General features: G+C 39.8%; 14 protein-coding genes, 1 tRNA gene and 4 pseudogenes. 5 read left to right on the top strand and 14 right to left on the bottom strand.

What is annotated here, in order from left to right; all coding sequences use genetic code 11:
• Positions 1–106: 106 nt before the first annotated feature.
• Positions 107–358 (top strand): annotated as a pseudogene (locus H6A27_RS13020) (transposase domain-containing protein); the annotation flags it as partial.
• A gap of 345 nt (positions 359–703) precedes the next feature.
• On the opposite strand, the gene H6A27_RS13015 reads toward H6A27_RS13020, so the two are convergent.
• From H6A27_RS13015 to tnpA, 7 genes and pseudogenes are all read right to left on the bottom strand, one after another.
• On the bottom strand, positions 704–1,249 hold the full coding sequence (locus H6A27_RS13015; protein ID WP_204508982.1) for a DUF4468 domain-containing protein: 546 nt from the start codon (positions 1,247–1,249) through the stop codon (positions 704–706).
• 139 nt (positions 1,250–1,388) lie between these two features.
• Positions 1,389–2,668, bottom strand: a pseudogene (locus tag H6A27_RS13010) (IS5 family transposase).
• Positions 2,669–2,809: 141 nt separating this feature from the next.
• Positions 2,810–3,013: pseudogene (locus H6A27_RS13005) on the bottom strand (transposase domain-containing protein); the annotation flags it as partial.
• Positions 3,014–3,029: 16 nt separating this feature from the next.
• Positions 3,030–3,944 carry an IS982 family transposase gene (locus H6A27_RS13000; protein ID WP_204508981.1) on the bottom strand — a complete coding sequence of 305 codons (915 nt, stop codon included), beginning with the start codon at positions 3,942–3,944 and terminating at the stop codon, positions 3,030–3,032.
• A gap of 111 nt (positions 3,945–4,055) precedes the next feature.
• Positions 4,056–5,489, bottom strand: a pseudogene (tnpC, locus tag H6A27_RS12995) (IS66 family transposase); the annotation flags it as partial.
• Positions 5,490–5,576: 87 nt separating this feature from the next.
• A complete protein-coding gene (gene tnpB, locus H6A27_RS12990; protein WP_071149928.1) occupies positions 5,577–5,945 on the bottom strand; it encodes an IS66 family insertion sequence element accessory protein TnpB in 369 nt (122 codons plus the stop codon).
• On the bottom strand, positions 5,938–6,210 hold the full coding sequence (tnpA, locus tag H6A27_RS12985) for an IS66 family insertion sequence element accessory protein TnpA (protein ID WP_420867864.1): 273 nt from the start codon (positions 6,208–6,210) through the stop codon (positions 5,938–5,940). The genes tnpB and tnpA overlap by 8 nt, the downstream gene beginning before the upstream one ends.
• Positions 6,211–6,512: 302 nt before the next feature.
• Between tnpA and H6A27_RS12980 the strand changes: the two genes are divergently transcribed.
• The 4 genes from H6A27_RS12980 to H6A27_RS12965 are packed head-to-tail and all read left to right on the top strand — an operon-like array spanning position 6,513 to position 9,621.
• Positions 6,513–6,917, top strand: a complete 405-nt coding sequence (locus H6A27_RS12980) for a zinc ribbon domain-containing protein (protein ID WP_204508980.1) — start codon at positions 6,513–6,515, stop codon at positions 6,915–6,917.
• A gap of 41 nt (positions 6,918–6,958) precedes the next feature.
• A complete protein-coding gene (locus H6A27_RS12975) occupies positions 6,959–7,591 on the top strand; it encodes a vWA domain-containing protein (RefSeq protein WP_262897126.1) in 633 nt (210 codons plus the stop codon).
• 22 nt (positions 7,592–7,613) lie between these two features.
• A complete protein-coding gene (locus tag H6A27_RS12970) occupies positions 7,614–8,429 on the top strand; it encodes a hypothetical protein (RefSeq protein ID WP_204508978.1) in 816 nt (271 codons plus the stop codon).
• A gap of 19 nt (positions 8,430–8,448) precedes the next feature.
• Positions 8,449–9,621, top strand: coding sequence for a WG repeat-containing protein (locus H6A27_RS12965; RefSeq protein WP_204508977.1), 1,173 nt, complete (start codon positions 8,449–8,451; stop codon positions 9,619–9,621).
• Positions 9,622–9,834: 213 nt separating this feature from the next.
• Here the strand turns inward: H6A27_RS12965 and H6A27_RS12960 are convergent.
• From H6A27_RS12960 to H6A27_RS12930, 7 genes are all read right to left on the bottom strand, one after another.
• Positions 9,835–9,907: transfer RNA gene (locus H6A27_RS12960), tRNA-Phe, on the bottom strand.
• A gap of 263 nt (positions 9,908–10,170) precedes the next feature.
• Entirely contained in the window at positions 10,171–10,794 is a 624-nt protein-coding gene (locus H6A27_RS12955) for a hypothetical protein (protein ID WP_204508976.1), read from the bottom strand.
• 169 nt (positions 10,795–10,963) lie between these two features.
• The gene (gene thiL / locus H6A27_RS12950) at positions 10,964–11,998 is read right to left on the bottom strand and encodes a thiamine-phosphate kinase (RefSeq protein ID WP_204508975.1); all 1,035 of its coding nucleotides are present in this window, start codon (positions 11,996–11,998) and stop codon (positions 10,964–10,966) included.
• Positions 11,999–12,012: 14 nt separating this feature from the next.
• Complete coding sequence (locus H6A27_RS12945) at positions 12,013–12,822, bottom strand: purine-nucleoside phosphorylase (RefSeq protein WP_204508974.1); 810 nt, start codon at positions 12,820–12,822, stop codon at positions 12,013–12,015.
• Positions 12,761–13,897 carry a tetraacyldisaccharide 4'-kinase gene (gene lpxK, locus H6A27_RS12940; protein ID WP_204508973.1) on the bottom strand — a complete coding sequence of 379 codons (1,137 nt, stop codon included), beginning with the start codon at positions 13,895–13,897 and terminating at the stop codon, positions 12,761–12,763. The genes H6A27_RS12945 and lpxK overlap by 62 nt, the downstream gene beginning before the upstream one ends.
• 28 nt (positions 13,898–13,925) lie before the next feature.
• On the bottom strand, positions 13,926–15,689 hold the full coding sequence (sppA, locus tag H6A27_RS12935) for a signal peptide peptidase SppA (RefSeq protein ID WP_204508972.1): 1,764 nt from the start codon (positions 15,687–15,689) through the stop codon (positions 13,926–13,928).
• Between the two features lie 9 nt (positions 15,690–15,698).
• Positions 15,699–16,112 carry a hypothetical protein gene (locus tag H6A27_RS12930; protein ID WP_204508971.1) on the bottom strand — a complete coding sequence of 138 codons (414 nt, stop codon included), beginning with the start codon at positions 16,110–16,112 and terminating at the stop codon, positions 15,699–15,701.
• Between the last annotated feature and the right edge of the window lie 781 nt (positions 16,113–16,893).

Raw genomic sequence — 16,893 nt, 5'->3', positions numbered from 1 at the left:
AATCTTTACAGTAATATATTTTATGTTGGCATCAAAAAAGGTAAAAGTACTGTTAATTATGGACTTTAATTATGATGCCAACATAAATATAATGCCAACATAAGGACGGAAGAATTATCTTTTTTGCGGCAATCATGAGGCAGCGGTCAATATGTCCGTCATCTGTTCCTTGCTGGCCACCTGTAAGGAACATGATGTAAACCCAAGGGATTATCTGAATGATGTCATCGCCCGAATGCCTTATTATAAAAAGGCAACTCATGAGGAACTACTGGAACTGCTTCCACACAAATGGAAACTGCAACATCCGGAAAGTGCATTGACAAAACAAAAGGAGGAATCCGGGGGCCAGCGCTGACTACAACATATAGGTTCAACAAGACAATAGCGACTGCAACTATTAGCTTCATAGTGACAGTCGCTATTGTTGTATATAAAGGTTCAATATCTGTAGTTGGCCGAATGCTTACGACGTTTCATTAAAAACATGAGCATGTTTTGATAGAGATGTCCGTTCGTTTCAATCAAAATAAACGGATGTTTTTCCTGGCTTGAACAGACACATAAAAAAAACATCGACTCAGTCCTCCATCAATGGGATTGAGCCGATATTTCATTATTATTACATCATTTATTCTGAAATGAATTATTCAATTTATACTGATTATCAATATAAATAAAAAGCACTTATATTTTCAACATATTACCAATCTATGTTACTATCAGGATTTGAAGACATAAATTCTACATAGCTGTCTACAGTCTTTTGTATATCCGCTTTCAATTCTTCCATCATTTGAATATATTTCTTTTTACTCATACCTGTAATTTTTTTACCATTTTTTTCCGGATATGTATCTGATATAGGCGGTTTTACCCCTTCTAGATTACCACCTAAATGAGGTTGAATAGTTGATACACAATTCACATTATCTATAACAATCCTTGCTTTTTTATCTTTTGCATAAAATTTTGCTGCATATTCTATTTTATGAGTAAACATTACTAAATTTCTCACACTACTTATTTGTAACTTTCCTTTTGTGACAATTACTCCTTTAGAAATATCTTCAAGCATAATCTCTTTATCCTCAATTTGCCACTCTTCTGTTATAAACCGTTTAATTTGTTCTAACAATTCAACTTTATTTTGGGGAGAATCAACAATAACATCCCATTCAAAATTTTTCTGTGCCCAAAGGCTAGAACTAATACATGATAGTAATAGAACAATAAATATACCTTTCATATACATTAAATTAAGATTATCATTTCTTGCAAATATAAATATTTTTTAGCAAAAAACAAAACTATACAGAAATTTTCATAACAATCACCACTACTATCTAGAGAATATTTCCTTAATTAATCGATGTTGAAAAAGCCACTCATATGTTTTCACTGTATCCCATACACTGTGCCGGAACTAGATCGGATTTCCACCTGCCTCTTTCCAACCATTCTAAGATCAAGCGCAAAAGAAACCGTACAGCTCTTTTGAAGTTGAAAGCGGCTGCAGCAAGCATGGCATTGATACTGTCCTTTCAAGAAGTTGCGCCACATCGGTAATCACATTTGATATGTCCGATAGTCGGTTCTATAGCCACCCTGTTGCAGAACTGTCGGTATTTTTTCTTTTGTCGGTAAAGTCCGACTTCTTGGGAGTACCGGGAATAACAATCTGTACCCCATTACCTAGCTGACTCCCCGATATCCCCTATCACATGCGCCAGTTCAGGCAACCGGACCGTATTTCTTGTATTTGTCCAATGGTACCTTTAAAGGTCCTGAAATCATGTTCATTCCTGAATGAAACGGTTACCGTTATCAGCCCTCTTTCAGTTCGTGCTATGGAGACCTTGTTGCCAAATTCATATTTCTTGTGTTCCTTCCCTTTACAAATGCATTCGACATCCGATTCATACAGCAAATAGCTCTTATCCTTCGTGTTCTTCTTTTGACCGGGCACCCTATAGAACAAGGCAGGAACCCTTCATAACCGGTTAAACCTCTGAATTTCAAGTGACGGTCCACTTCCCTGACAAGTCCTCAGACGATTATACGCAACTTACGTTCCGCATTCAATGCCTTCTTATGGTTTTTCGGATGATTACAGAAGCACTAGCCAAGACTAAACTGTTTCAATATACGGCGGCAGCTCTGTCTCCTGGGCAGACCTTCCTTCCGACTGCTCTTTTCACATCTGCTGACTATCTTCTTCAATAGCTTAGAATCAGTCGAAAAGGTAATGTTCTTTTCCTGTACCGTGGAGTCAATATAGAACGGGCTTTCCGGATTATTTTTTATCATGGTCGTCATTCACACGGATACTCTCCTTAAGAATAAGCTGAACCCCCTTCTCTCCTATAAGTCTGCGGAAAACCGTCAGTTCCGAAGAACCGCATGGACGGTGGATGCAGAACTCCCTCATTCCGCAAAAATATTGGTAATAGGCATTCTCTGCCCATTGCAGTACGACCTGGTCTCGGAAATGTTACGTAATGAGAAGGATGATGAGTCCTACCATTAGACGAATAGACTTGGCAGGACGATCGTTGTTGGAACTGTAGAGTCTTGAGAACTCATGCTCGAACAGTTGCCAGTTTATTCTTCCCTGCAAGACGGTATAACTCGTACGTGGCAATGAATCGCTCAAGCTGAAGAACATAGACTTCTGAAGCTGTGATTTAGGTAAGTATTCGGCCAACTACAGGTATTAAACCTTTATATACAACAATAGCGACTATCACTATGAACCTAATAGTATCAGCCGCTATTGTTTTGTTGAACCCATATGTTACAGTTTATATCAGTTACAAGATTCCTCCTTTTGCCTTGTCAGTACACATTCCGGATGTTTCAACTTCCATTTATGTGGAAGTAGATTCAAAAGTTCTTCTTGGGTTGCCTTTTTGTGATAAGGCATTTGTGCGATAACATCGTTCAGGTATACCCTGGGATTTACCTCGTGCGCCTTACATGTGGCCAGCAGAGAACATATGACAGACATACGTGAGTTCGGGATAATCTTAAAACAAAACCAATTGTCTTGTATGTTCAATGGTATATCCCTGCAATGCTTCGGGCTTATTGTCATAAAAGCAATATGCTGCCAACGCTGCAACCAAATTCATTAAGAAGTTATTGATGGACCTGTGTCTTGAATGGACCAGCTTTGCCGTATTCTTGAGCATGTCATTGATGCATTCGATGACAAAACGCTTACGCAACATGATTTTATCCCAAAATGGCATCAGTCTGTTTTTCATGTTCACTTTGATTCCTGTAACAAGATGTATGCCATCTTTAAAAAGGTCCTCAAAAAGTCTTGGAGAGATGTACCCCCTGTCAGCAAAAAGCCTGCCGTACAGCTCTTTGGCAAGTACGTTCCAGACTTTGGGATTCCTGTCATCCACATTGGCTCCGGTAAGACAGAAGGTGATGATTTCCCCCCGGTCATTGCAGGTGAAGTGCAGCTTGAATCCATGGCACCACCCCATTGTCCCCTTTCCGTCTGTAGCCATGCCCTTGAAAACCTTGTTGGCATAGCGCCTGAGGTTATGACAGACCGGAATCATCGTACTGTCTACGAAGCTGATACCCGAACAGCGGCCAAAGGCATAGAGTTTAAGAAAGAACATCAGCTTGAAGAATACACGACTTTCAAGTTCCACAAACCTGTTATAGGATACCGCATCCGGAAAATCCTGATGCAGATGTACCCTGATATAATGCAAATAGTAGTGCTTGAAGTTGGCGAACGTGCCAAAATGAAATACAATCAGGATGGTCATAATCTCACCATCGGAGAGGGAGGCATTACGGTGCCGACGGCGGATTCCGTTTGAAGAAATAAGCTCGCCTTTAGCAATTTCCATATCAAATTTCTTGCTGAATTCATCTACCATACAGAAAATATCCGTAATTTTGTCTTGGGTAATCATAGATTCTGGTTTTTGTAAGTTGTTGTTTGTCAGAATTAAATTTACAAAATATTTCTGTGATTACCTATTTTTATTTCTATTATTTACTTATTAGCTTAACCCGAACTCACGTACAGACATATTAACCGCAGCTTCGTGATTACCACAGAAGAGAAAATTTTTTCTGCTCAGAGTGATGGGGCGTTGGACGTTTTCCGCCAGATTGTTATCCCAGTACAGGCGGCCATCGTCCAGGCATCTTATAATATTATCCCATTTGGTATAGGCATATGTAATGGCCTTGCCTGTCAAAGAACCTGGACTGTATTTAATCCCTTCTGTCTCCATCCATACCTTCATTGCCTCCATGATTGGCCGGGCCAGCTCCTGACGCTTCTGTCTGCGCTCATCATATGACAGGCCGGCTTCGTCACACTGACGTTCTATTTTATAGATATGCTGTATCTGAGTCAGTGCATGTTGGGCCATCTCCCTGTTTTCATCCAAAGCCTGCTCAAAATGACGACGTATATGCACCAGACAGTTGAGCAGCCGCACGTCGGGGTTGGCCTTGAAGGCTGTTTCATAACCTGCAAAACCGTCACATTGAAGATATCCCTTGAAGTTATATTGATTTGCCAGGGATTCGATGACCGCTCCGGCCCGTGAACCTCCGTCGTAATGAAAGATGACCAGTCTCTCCATGACTGATCTTACCATCCAGAGATATTCCTTGTCGGCCTTGTGCTTTTCCCTGTTGATGACCGGAACTGTAGTCTCGTCCACCTGTACATAATCACAGGAGAAGACTTCACGTTTGAGTTCTTCATACAGAGGCTTAAGCAATTCTACGGTTTTCTTGAACCAGCCGTCCAACGTACTTTCGGTCAGGCCTTTCATTCCAAGATGGCGGTATTGCTGTATCTGACGGTAGAACGGGACATGATATTCATACTTCTGAAGCAATATTTCGGCAAGCAGGCTGGTGTCAGCGATGCACTTGTCGACCGGCATTAGCGGCATGGGAGCTATCTCTACGCCTTTCTGTCCGGCCGGAGGAAGCAGGGTACTATCCTTGAGAGCATATTGGGGACGGATGATCACCTTGACGTAAAGCATTCCCGGCTTGTGCTTGACGACTTTTGTTATCTCTTCGCCTATTCTACGGTATAAAGACAAGTCTACGCCTTTCGGTTCTATTGTATCGGTCTCCAATACGGGCAAGTCCTCTATCATTTTGCGGTTCTGGCGATTTCGTTTTACGTCTTCCACCGATTCCTTCTCAATCTTTTCCACAGCCTCGTCCCGCTTTTCTTCCGCCTGCTGCCGGAGCCCGGAAAACTCGTCGGCAAAGAGATCTGGCATATTAGGATCATATACGCGAAGTTTCTCCGATTTACGACCAAAGAGCTGACGGTTCAGCCATGCGACCTGAGCCGTCAACTCCTTGATACGTTCCTGCAGATTTTTTATCTGTTCGGATTGATTCTTATTAGTAGTAGACAATGAGGCTATAGAGGCATTCAGCCCTTCTATCGTCTTGAGTAAAATTTCTTTTTCTTCCATTGTCTATACTTCTTTTAATGATGTAAATATACTAATTAACAGTGAATTATGCAACAATATCCAAAGTTTACTCACATAAAAAACATGTTATACATGGTATTCCTTACGTTCGGCTCTTAACCGCCGGAGCCTCTGCTCCGGGTTTTCCTGTATTCCTTCAACCATCATCACCAGATCGCGCCACTCCATGGGATAGCTGTTTGATTTGGGATCATACTCCGGCAACTTGAAGCGACCGGCCTCCAGACGTTTTACATACATTACCATACCTCCGTCTTCGGCATGAAGGAGTTTCATTAGCCTGCGGCTGGAACCGATGAAGATGAAGACATCACCGTTCCTCACTTCACTGTTCATTTTCTCATGTACCACTCCGCATAGCGAACTGATACCCTTGCGCATATCTGTCCTGCCAGGACACAGGAAGTAGCGCATCGTGTCGTTCAGGTTAAACATGACCGTTTCGAAGACTTTGGGTAAATATTTCCTTCAGCAAATCTTCAGAACCGCTCCCGAAGTGGGCACGAAGTCCATTGGGAAACAGCAGCGCAACACCATGCGGCAATTGTTCTTCTTGGGAAGACTCCGTAAATGCCTGTTTAAAACTGATAGGAGCCAACTCGTGTTTGATACTGCTCCTGTCAACGGAACATTTTCTACGCCAGTAGTGATAGGTTGAATAACTTACACCTATCTGTTGAAGGTACGACTTCAACGGCAGCTCGCTTTGTTACACCTGCAATTCTAATTCTTCAAATTCTTGTCTGTTCATAATAATTGAGGTTTGATTGTATTCACTGCCGCAAAGCTACAACCAAACCTCAAAGTGTAAAAGGTGCATTCCTTCGAATGCTTACGATTATTTTTGATATAACAAGATAAATGATAGAAAAGATTAATTATTTGACTCTATAATCATATAAAGTTTTAAAGGTAGAAATAATCTAAAATAAAATAACATTGTAAAGATAGTTTTTTTGATATAGCCACTCTATATAAAAAACGAAAAACATAATATTTATCATGGGAGCATTTACTAGTAAGAAAATCATATATGGTAATCCAAATAAGATTCCATATATCGCGGAAGAAATACGCAAATCATTTATAGTTGAAGGCTTTGAGGTTCGTATTGTTGAGCCTTCTTCAGGAAATGAAATATACATAACCAAAGGTGGTTTGTTTAAAGCAGCATTTGGATTGCGCTCTGCATTGAAAGTAACAATGAAAGCCACCAAAGAAGGTTACATTGATTTTAAAGCAGGAGTCAGTATTGTCAAACAGCAACTTATACCAACACTCATTACTGTATGTGTGTTCTCGCCTGTAGTAATTGCACAAATATGGGGAATGATCAGGCAGTCAAAACTGGATGAGAAAGCTTTAGCCATAGCAGAAAGTTATGTTTATAGAAAAAGTGGATATTGATTTATTAAATAGATTTTTTATAACCAATAAATGTATAAAATATGAAAACAAAAGTTTTTAATTTAATTATCCTTGATGAGAGTGGTTCTATGCATAGTATTAAGAAAGAAGCTATCTATAGCGTGAATGAAACTGTACAGACCATTCGTTCTGCAGAAAAAAAGAATGAGGAACAGGAACACTTCATATCACTTGTTACATTCAATGATGAGGTAAAAAAGGTATATGATTGCGTTCCGACAGTTGAAGTAAAGGAACTGACATCAGAAATATATTGTCCGAGTTGCTCGACCGCCCTATATGATGCAATGGGCATATCTTTGAATGAGCTTCGTCATAAAGTGGCAGATGATGACCGTGTGTTGGTGACTATTGTTACTGATGGATATGAAAATGCATCGAAAGAATATAATGGTAAAGCAATAAAGGCATTGGTTGATGAGTTGAAAGCCAAAGGATGGGTATTTGCCTATATTGGAGCAAATCAGGACGTGGAAAAGGTAGCTGCAACTATTTCAATTACTAATACGATGTCATTTAATACAACTCCAGAGGATACTATACATATGTCTGAATGTGTAAATAAGAGTAGATTAAGATTTTATTCCCGCATGTCTAAACCGAATTTTAATGCAATCGTAGAGAATGAACATTTTTTTGATGATGAAGACTGAATATAATCTAATTTAATGTGTTATGAGAAAGTTTTGTATCTTATTATGTTGTGTTTTTACATTAGCATTCGTTATGTCTTGTGAGGAGCGCATGAATTTTGAAAGAGAACTTGGGTATCAGGAAGCAACTAGGATGTGTCCTAAAATTGAGAAACTTATTTCTGAAGCAAGACATGGGGATGTTGAGGCTTATGATGCATTGGCATTATGTTATCGCGATGGGGATGGTGTTGAGCAAAGTGATTTCAATATGATGACAATGTATATGTTATCTTGTAGAAAGAGTGGTAAAAATATCGAGGATGTAATTAAAACATTGGATGTAAATAACCCTTTACGTTTGCTGATTGATGTGTTGGATCGTCCTGATATTGAACAGGCTCCACGAGAAATGGTTTTAAAATTAAGAAGTTTGTCACCGGCTGATGCTTTAGTTTATGATGCTATTTATACTTTTGAGTGTAGAAATGATACGCTTGCAGCGCTACAACTATTCAAAGAGGCTGTAGAAAAAGGAAGTGATATGGCATGTATATTACAGATTGGGCTATATGAACGTTTGGGTTATGAAGATAAACTGGAACAAAGCATTCATGAGTATGCCAACCGATTCCCAGTATTATATGTAAAGTTGGGTAAATTGAGTGTACAACGTGGGAGTGAAAGAAGTCTGGAGCAAGCTGTCAAGTTTTTTACTATTGCTGATAATTACGGTATGTTGACAGTAAGTGGTGCGCGTGAATTGTTGGATGTTTATCGTATATTGGGAAAAAATGGTAGGATAAAATGTGATCAAGAAGAGATAGATAGGCTTGAATGTTTAGCAAAATACGAATGATAATAAAATAGCATAATTTATGAGGAAAGTGACGTTTAAGGAGTATTTCTCCATATTGTTTGGTGGACTGTGGCAGGGTATTTTATGGGTATTAGGACTATTTGGATATAAGGATGAAAATCCATTTGGAAAAGTTGTAAAACGGATTTTTGCATCATGTGTAACAGTTTTGATGCTTTTATTTACTGGATGTGTTTTGTTTGCTTTCGCAAAACAAGTTGTATATAACGAATTTATAAGGCCGCACACGAACAACAGAGTTTGGGAAGAAAAGTATATAAGTAATCATATAGTTTTTCAAGAAATGTACTATTCGGATAAGAATAGAGTATTTGATAAAAACGAGCAAAAAGTACTTCTCGAAGATGTAGATTGGGTTGTGGTTTCTGACGATAAAGATTCTTTGGCAGTATATGCGAGAAACGGTAAGCGTGGATATATCAATCGGTTTACAGGGAAAGTTGCGATACCTGAGATATATACTCGTGCATGGATATTTTCTGAGGGATTGGCTGCTGTAGAAAAAGACGGTGAATTATTATTCATTGATCATTCGGGGAAGGTTGTTATTGATAAGGATTTCCAGGTATATTTTCATGATCCAAAATATGCTTTCAAGAATGGATATTGTATGATAAAGAATCCTGTTGACGGTAAAATGGGATTGATTGATCGTGCTGGGAATTGGGTATTAAATGCTGAATATGACTATTTGTTCAATAATGAAGGTTTTTGGCAAGTTGAAAAAGATGGATATGTAGGGTTATATACATCTAAAATGGACCTTATGTTTCCAGTTGAAAATTCTGCTATTTTTGTGGATGACAGTATTATTGAAGTTCGTTATACTAATCATACTGCAAAAAGATATGACTATAATGGTAATGTCGTTGTTGATTTTGTAATTGATGAGGTATATAATATGCAGTATGAAACAACTGAACTTCGTAATGATATGGAACCTAGCGATAGCGAATTTGTGGATAATAAAATTTATGGGATAGCCAACTGTCAGCAATATATGGTAAGAGGTGGAACTTATAATAATTCCGATTATTATGGATTATTGAATCGTGATGGTAAGACAGTGACTCCGCCAATATATACTTCTATTAAAGCCATTGGTAAGGATTTGTATCTTTGTCAGCCCGATGGAGTGATTGTTAATGATAAAGGAAAAATTGTACATTAATATTAGAGAAATAGTTTCGCTCTCTATTCTGGGGAGGAAATATAAGGCTTTCTTTCTGTTCAGACTGTCGAAAATTTATGCCTAATTTCAAAATCCCTCAGATTTTTACGTTGATCCCATATTTTGCCGTTTTTTTGCGTGTCGGGGGAAAACAAAAAAATCCCGATTTCGCTTGGAAATCAGGATTTTACCGTCTTTTGCTTTTCTTCAAAGTGGTGCCACCAGGAATCGAACCGGGGACACAAGGATTTTCAGTCCTTTGCTCTACCAACTGAGCTATGGCACCGTTGTTTCTCGTTTGCGGTTGCAAAGGTAGGTATTTTTTTTATAATACCAAATCTTTTTGAAGAAAAAATAATAAAAAGTGATTTTTGATGGTAAAACAGTATTTCAAATATTATGAAGTTGTGGATTATAGTGCCGGCAGTGTATTTAAGGAAGGCTATAAATCAAATAAGGATGTACCGAATGGCACACCCTTATTCTAGTTAGAAAGAGTAGTAAAGTTTTTGTGAAAAGCTTAGTCAAGCTGTTTAGATATTGTGTTGTTTAGAATTTGAAGCTTACACCGGCAGTTACGAATCCTTTAGTTCCAAGACCTGCTTCAACGAATCCTCCCACACGGTTGTTACCTACTCTCAGAGCTATAGGGTTTACCTGGTATGCAAAGTCTGTATTTAATGTTGATTTGCCTGCTGTCGCGTTTTTAGCCAATGCTGTTTCTGAATGTCTTGAGAGGTTTACTCCGGCTGCAGCAGAACCGTATAACTCAACAAGTCTGCGTTTGTAGTAAATAAACTCTGCTGTAGGAAGAACGAGAAACCTCAGATCTTTTTCTTTTATAGATGGTGACTTCTCTCCGGTCAAAGCGAGTTTGCTGCTTGATATACCGAAGTCGAGGTCTGCACCTACTCTGAAGCGGTTGATACTGTATCTATATCCAAATCCGTAAGTAAGAGATGTTTTGCTGTCTGAACGTTTTGTGCCTATCAGTGCGTCGCTGATGCCCATCCCAAGAATATCTGCATTGCTTTGTGTCAGCCCGTCGCTTACGGAAAGACGGATGTCATGTTTCCTGTCTTCCGATACGAAATCTTTGGTTGAACTTTGAGCGTTAGCCATGTTTACACCCGCTACCATTAATAGGGATAATACGAAAAATTTCAGTTTCATAATTTGAATAGTTTAGTTATTATTCAATTTTAGTTCATTTCTTTGTTTCTTTCACTGACGTAACGCAGGCTTATGGAAAAACCCCTATGCCACTACGAAAAAAATGTCAGCAACACTCTTTTTATAAGCATTGCTGACATTTAAACCTGTCTAAAATATTATAGTCTTTTTATTTCAAAGGGTTCCATCCCTGAGCCTTAAGCTCCAGTTCGTTGCCGTCTCTTGTCACGAGTGCGCATCCAAGTTCAGGTTTTGTGATATGGCCTATCACTTTCACGTCTTTTATTTGGGATACAGCTTCGTGCATTGTAAGTGGCACAGTGAAAAGAAGTTCGTAGTCTTCTCCTCCGTTCAAGGCGCAAGTGCTGAGGTTCATGTTGAACTCTTCAGCCATGACGGCTGTCTGATAGTCTATCGGAATACGCTCTTCGTAAACACGGCATCCGCATTTGCTCTGGCTGCATATATGCATCAGTTCGGATGAAAGTCCGTCGGAGATATCCATCATTGCAGTAGGTTTGATACCTGCTTTTGCCAGTTCCTCGATGATGTCCTTTCTTGCTTCCGGTTTAAGGAATCTTTCCAGTAGATATTCTTTTCCTGCAAAGTCTGGTTGTACATCCTTGCTACCGTTGAACACTGCCTTTTCGCGTTCCATAAGCTGGAGTCCCATATATGAAGCTCCAAGGTCGCCTGTCACGCAGATAAGGTCTGTTTCCTTTGCACCGTTGCGGTAAACCACATCTTCTTTTCTTGCTTCGCCTATACATGTGATAGATATTGCAAGTCCAGTTACAGATGAAGTGGTATCGCCGCCCACTATGTCAACATTATGCAGCTGGCATGCCAGTTTCAATCCTTCGTAGAAATCTTCCAGGTCTTCAATACAGAATCTTTTTGATACGGCAAGCGAGACTGTTATCTGCTTCGGTGTTCCGTTCATTGCGTATATGTCGGAGAAGTTTACCATTGCCGACTTATAGCCCAGATGTTTCAACGGTGTATATATCAAATCGAAATGTACACCTTCCATCAGCAAGTCTGTAGTGACGAGCACCTGACGGTCGCTATATTCCAACACGGCAGCATCATCGCCGATACCGTATTTTGTTTCGTTGTTTACTAACTTTATATTGTCGGTCAGATGTTTTATCAGTCCGAATTCTCCCAAAGTGGAAATTTCTGTTCTGTTTCCTTCGTGCATGATTATATGATTGTTTATACTCTGTTTATAAGTTCTTTCATTATGCTGGTCATCCGTGGTTGTGCGGCATCGGCAGCCTTTTGTACTTCTTCGTGCGATACTTCCACTATCTTTCCTTCCACTCCTAAGTCTGTTATGACAGAAACACCGAATACCTTGATTCCGCAATGGTTTGCCACAATAACTTCAGGTACTGTTGACATGCCTACAGCATCGGCTCCCATGATTCTGAACATTTTGTATTCGGCAGGAGTTTCGAAAGTAGGTCCCTGGGTACCGATATATACACCCTTCTGCAGTTTGATTCCTTTTTCGGCAGCAATTTCGAATGCCTTTTCAATAAGTTCGTGCGAATAAGCCTCGCTCATGTCCGGGAATCTAGGTCCATAGTCTATATTCTTGCCTCTCAGCGGATTGTCCGGGAAGAAGTTTATATGGTCAGTAATAACCATAAGGTCGCCTATTTCGAAATCAGGATTAGTTCCACCAGCCGCGTTCGATACGAAAAGTGTCTTTATGCCGAGCTCTCTCATGACTCTGACAGGGAATGTCACTTCCTTCATCGAGTAACCTTCGTAGTAGTGGAAACGTCCTTGCATTGCGAGGATGTCCTTACCTCCAAGTTTTCCGAAGATGAGCTTGCCGCTGTGTCCTTCCACTGTCGATACGGGGAAATTCGGTATCTCTGAATAAGGTATTTCATACTTGTCGGTAATGTCGTGTACCAAGCTGCCCAGTCCTGTGCCCAGTATAATTGCTGTCTCAGGATTTGTCTGCATCCTTGCTTTCAGGAATGCTGCTGTTTCTTGAATTTTTTCTAACATACTCGGTTATTTTTTGGTTGAACTTTATTGTTTCGTTGTTCAGGAAGCTTGCTTCCACAGGCAGAGCGTAGATATATGGTTTCAGTTCCTCGCTCAGGTGCGGATGAGTGGTAAGCCTTGCTGCATCCTTCTCGGTCGTTATTATCATCCTTCTGCCTTCTGGCATCGATATGAATCTGCTTCTGAGGGTTTCCATATCTTCCCGGCTGAAGTTATGATGGTCGGCAAACGCCATTGACCCTATGTTCCCGGAGTATTGCTTAAGCTTCTCGATTATAGCCTTTGGCGATGCTATTCCGGTTAGCAACAATATATGACTGTCCGGTGATATATCTTCGGGTCTCATCTTGTCGCTATTTCCCTGACGGAATATGCGGTACAGATTTCCGTACTTCATATATGTGAAGAACACTTCCTGCTCTGCCGTAGGTGATATTTCAGAACGCAGTCTGTCCATCTCTTCAGAAGTTAAACTTTCCGGGCATTTGCTTACTATGATAATATCAGCCCTGCTTTTACCACTTGCCGGTTCCCTTAGTCGTCCGGCGGGTAGGAGAGTGTCGTGACGGATACGTCTGTTATAGTCTATCAGCAGTATGTACATTCCTGCCTTGACATATCTGTGCTGATATGCATCGTCAAGCACTATTACCTGATTCTTATCACGGTTGCCTGCCTTGGCGATAAGATTCTCAATTCCGTTGCATCTGTCGCTGTCGGCAGCAACGTTGATATCCGGAAATTTCTGCCACATCTGGAAAGGTTCGTCGCCTATATCTTCTATAGTGCTCTTCCCTTTCTCTGCCAGAACGAAACCTTTCGATTTACGTTTATATCCTCGGCTCAACACGCACACACTGAATTCATCTTTCAGAAGTCTTATCAGATATTCAGTGTGAGGCGTTTTTCCGGTTCCACCCACGGTGATGTTTCCCACGCATATCACCGGTATAGGGAAACTCCTTGATTTCAGAATATCCCAGTCGAACAGCTTGTTTCTCAGCCATACAGCCATGCCGTACAATGCCGAGAAAGGAAGCAGGGGAACGTATATGCGTGGTTTCTCTTGTTTCATCTTCGTGTGGTTGGAGCTGTTATACATTTTAGTTTATAGATATCTCGAAAGGCATTCTTGCCTGTATGCGGTCAGCCTTGTCGAGGTTCTTTATCATCATGAATCCGTTGTAGAATTCTCCGAACGAATCTTCCAGTTTGCTGCTTATATATCTTTCAGGCTTGGCGTTGCTGATGAGGCCTGTGATGAAATCCACTTTCTTAGGATAAGAAGCCACCTTGTAGTCTCTTATACCGCAAAGCTCCGAAGCCTTCTTGATGGCACATTCAAGATTTCCCAACTCATCAACAAGTTTCAGCTCCTTAGCCATTTCGCCTGACCATACTCGGCCTTCGGCAATCATCTTCAGACTGTCTATAGGCATATTTCTGCCTTCGGCACATCTCTTGGTGAAGAGCTCATAACCGCTGTTTACCATGCCTTGTACCAGTGCACCTTCTTCTGGATTGAGCGGACGGTTAATTACTCCCATATCTGCCAGTTTATTGGTCTTTACTCCATCAATTTGCACTCCAAGTTTTTTTGTAACAAGTTCCGATGCGTCAGGAATCATTCCGAATATACCGATAGAACCAGTAAGAGTAGTTGGCTGGGCCACAATCCAGTCGGCTGCACAAGATATATAATAACCGCCTGAAGCAGCATAGTCACCCATAGAAACTACTACCGGTTTCTTTTCTTTCAGCAGTGATACTTCGCGCCAAATCTGTTCAGAGCCGTATGCACTACCCCCCGGTGAGTTCACTCTGAGAACTACGGCCTTGACATTGTCGTCATTTCTCAAGTCACGCAAATGTTTTGTCACTTTTTCAGATACGATACCTTCATTATATGGATCTGCAGCATTGTCTATTTCTCCGAATGCATAATATACAGCTATTACGTCTCGGCTCTTCACTGTTGAAGGCACTGCCAGATTCTTCATATCGTCCAGAGTCAGTGTGTTCAGAGTAGACTTTTCGCTAATGCCTGTAAGTTTTTTAAGATATGACAATACCTCATCCTTATACATCAGCTGGTCTGCCAGTCCGTTTTCCACGTATGCTTCAGCAGGCTGGAAGTCCATACATTTGTCGGCCATTTCATTCAGTTTTTCTACTGAGATGTTTCTTGATTCCGATACTTCGCTAACAATCTCATTCCAGATAGACTGAGTGAAAGCAAGAGTCTGTTCTCTGTTGGCAGGACTCATCTCGGTAGCGATGAACGGTTCAACAGCCGATTTGTATGTACCAACTCTGTATATTTGCATTTTTACTCCCACCTTGGCAAGCAGGTCTTTCAGGAACATAGTCTGTGCAGACAGTCCATGCCATGAAATACTACCTGAAGGATTAAGGAAAACCTTGTCGGCTACGGTAGAAACATAGTATGCTCCTTGAGTATATGCTCCTGAGTAAGCAACAACAAACTTTCCTGACTCCTTAAAGTCTGCTATTGCAGTTCTGATGTCCTGAAGTGATGCTGTAGAACAAACGAAGGCTTCTGCATTGATAAGCATACCTTTTATCTTAGTGTCATTCTTAGCTTTGTTTATTGAAGCAAGGATGTCTTCAAGTCCTCTTGTAGTTATTTCTTCACCCAAAAGCTGTTCGAAAGGGTTATCTTCATATCTTTCCACTACGCTACCTTTAAGGTCGAGCACGAAAACAGAATTTTCCTTCACTACAGTTGCCACTTCGGTAGTAGCCACCATTCCGCCTATAACTGATATACCAATTATGAGCAATACGAAACCGGCAATCACCATTCCGATGATTGAGGCAAATGTCATTTTCAAAAAGTCTTTCATATAAATAAATTATTTAGATTGTTCGTAGCCTTCATACAGAAAGAATATCTGTCCGTTTTTCTTTTCCACTGTGACCTTTCCTCCTTCCTTACTAAGATTGAAAGGTGTCATAATGTCAGTCTTGGCATCTACCACCATAAGTGCATTTTCTTCTGCAAATCTGTTTACCTGGAATGTGATGTCAGCATTATTCATCGTGCGTGCCATTATCAGACTGTCGTTGATAAATATGTTCAGCGAATCGCCGGCAAATGATTTCGTCAGACATACTTCATATATGTCTTTATAAGTCTGTTCTCCTGTTGCTTTCTTTTGCGAACGGAAACCGAGATAGAGGAAGAGGCATACGATGAAGAATACTCCGAAAGCCAGGAGTCCGTTGCCTACCATAAACTGCTTATTGCTTTCTATACTTTTGCTCATTCTGTATTATATATGTTTATAACAACAAAAGTAGTAAAAATCTTGAGAATTTATGATTTACATTAAATTTAAATACCATTTAAATGCATTGGTGCTCCAATTTTAAGGGGATACTAATGGTATAAAAATTTATATGAATAGTTTCAGGTCCATTGTCAGAAGAATCTAAAATATGATCGTTTCTGTATATACATTGATTAGGGTTCAGATATTTTAATGATGACAGTTATGTATATACACCCAAATATTTTTGCCTAATTAGTAAAGCCTTTTACTCGAAGTAACGTTCTGTATATATTTATAGCAATCAATAACTTATCAGTAATAGTGCAATATTGTATGAAATTAAAACGTGGTATTTATGATGTCCTTCAAATGAATTTATTTAATTTTTAGTCTTGTACAATTTTAGAGGACAGTAGTGTTCAGCATCAGATATTAATTATCTCACGCAATATATATTATTATATTAATAATGTGTATATAGTTTATACTCTTAAAACTGTTGTATTAGTAATGAAAAAATATTATATGCTTTTATCCCTGATTGACAAGTGATTATCTTTATGGACGCAATTTTTTTGAAAAAAGTTTGTGCAAAGTGTTGCAGGAATGAAAAAAGTGCGTACCTTTGCACCCGCAATCGAAAATGATACGGTTGCGAAACAAGAAAAGTTCTTTGAAAGATTTTAGATAAACAAACAGAATGTAGTACAAGCGTCACATTTATAATATAGTGTGATGAAAAAAGAATAAACCGTCAATTAAAATAATTACGGGA

The organism is Bacteroides caecigallinarum (assembly GCF_016902295.1).
In the GTDB taxonomy this organism is placed as follows: domain Bacteria; phylum Bacteroidota; class Bacteroidia; order Bacteroidales; family Bacteroidaceae; genus Phocaeicola; species Phocaeicola caecigallinarum_A.
This window is presented reverse-complemented; position numbering and strand designations above follow the sequence as displayed.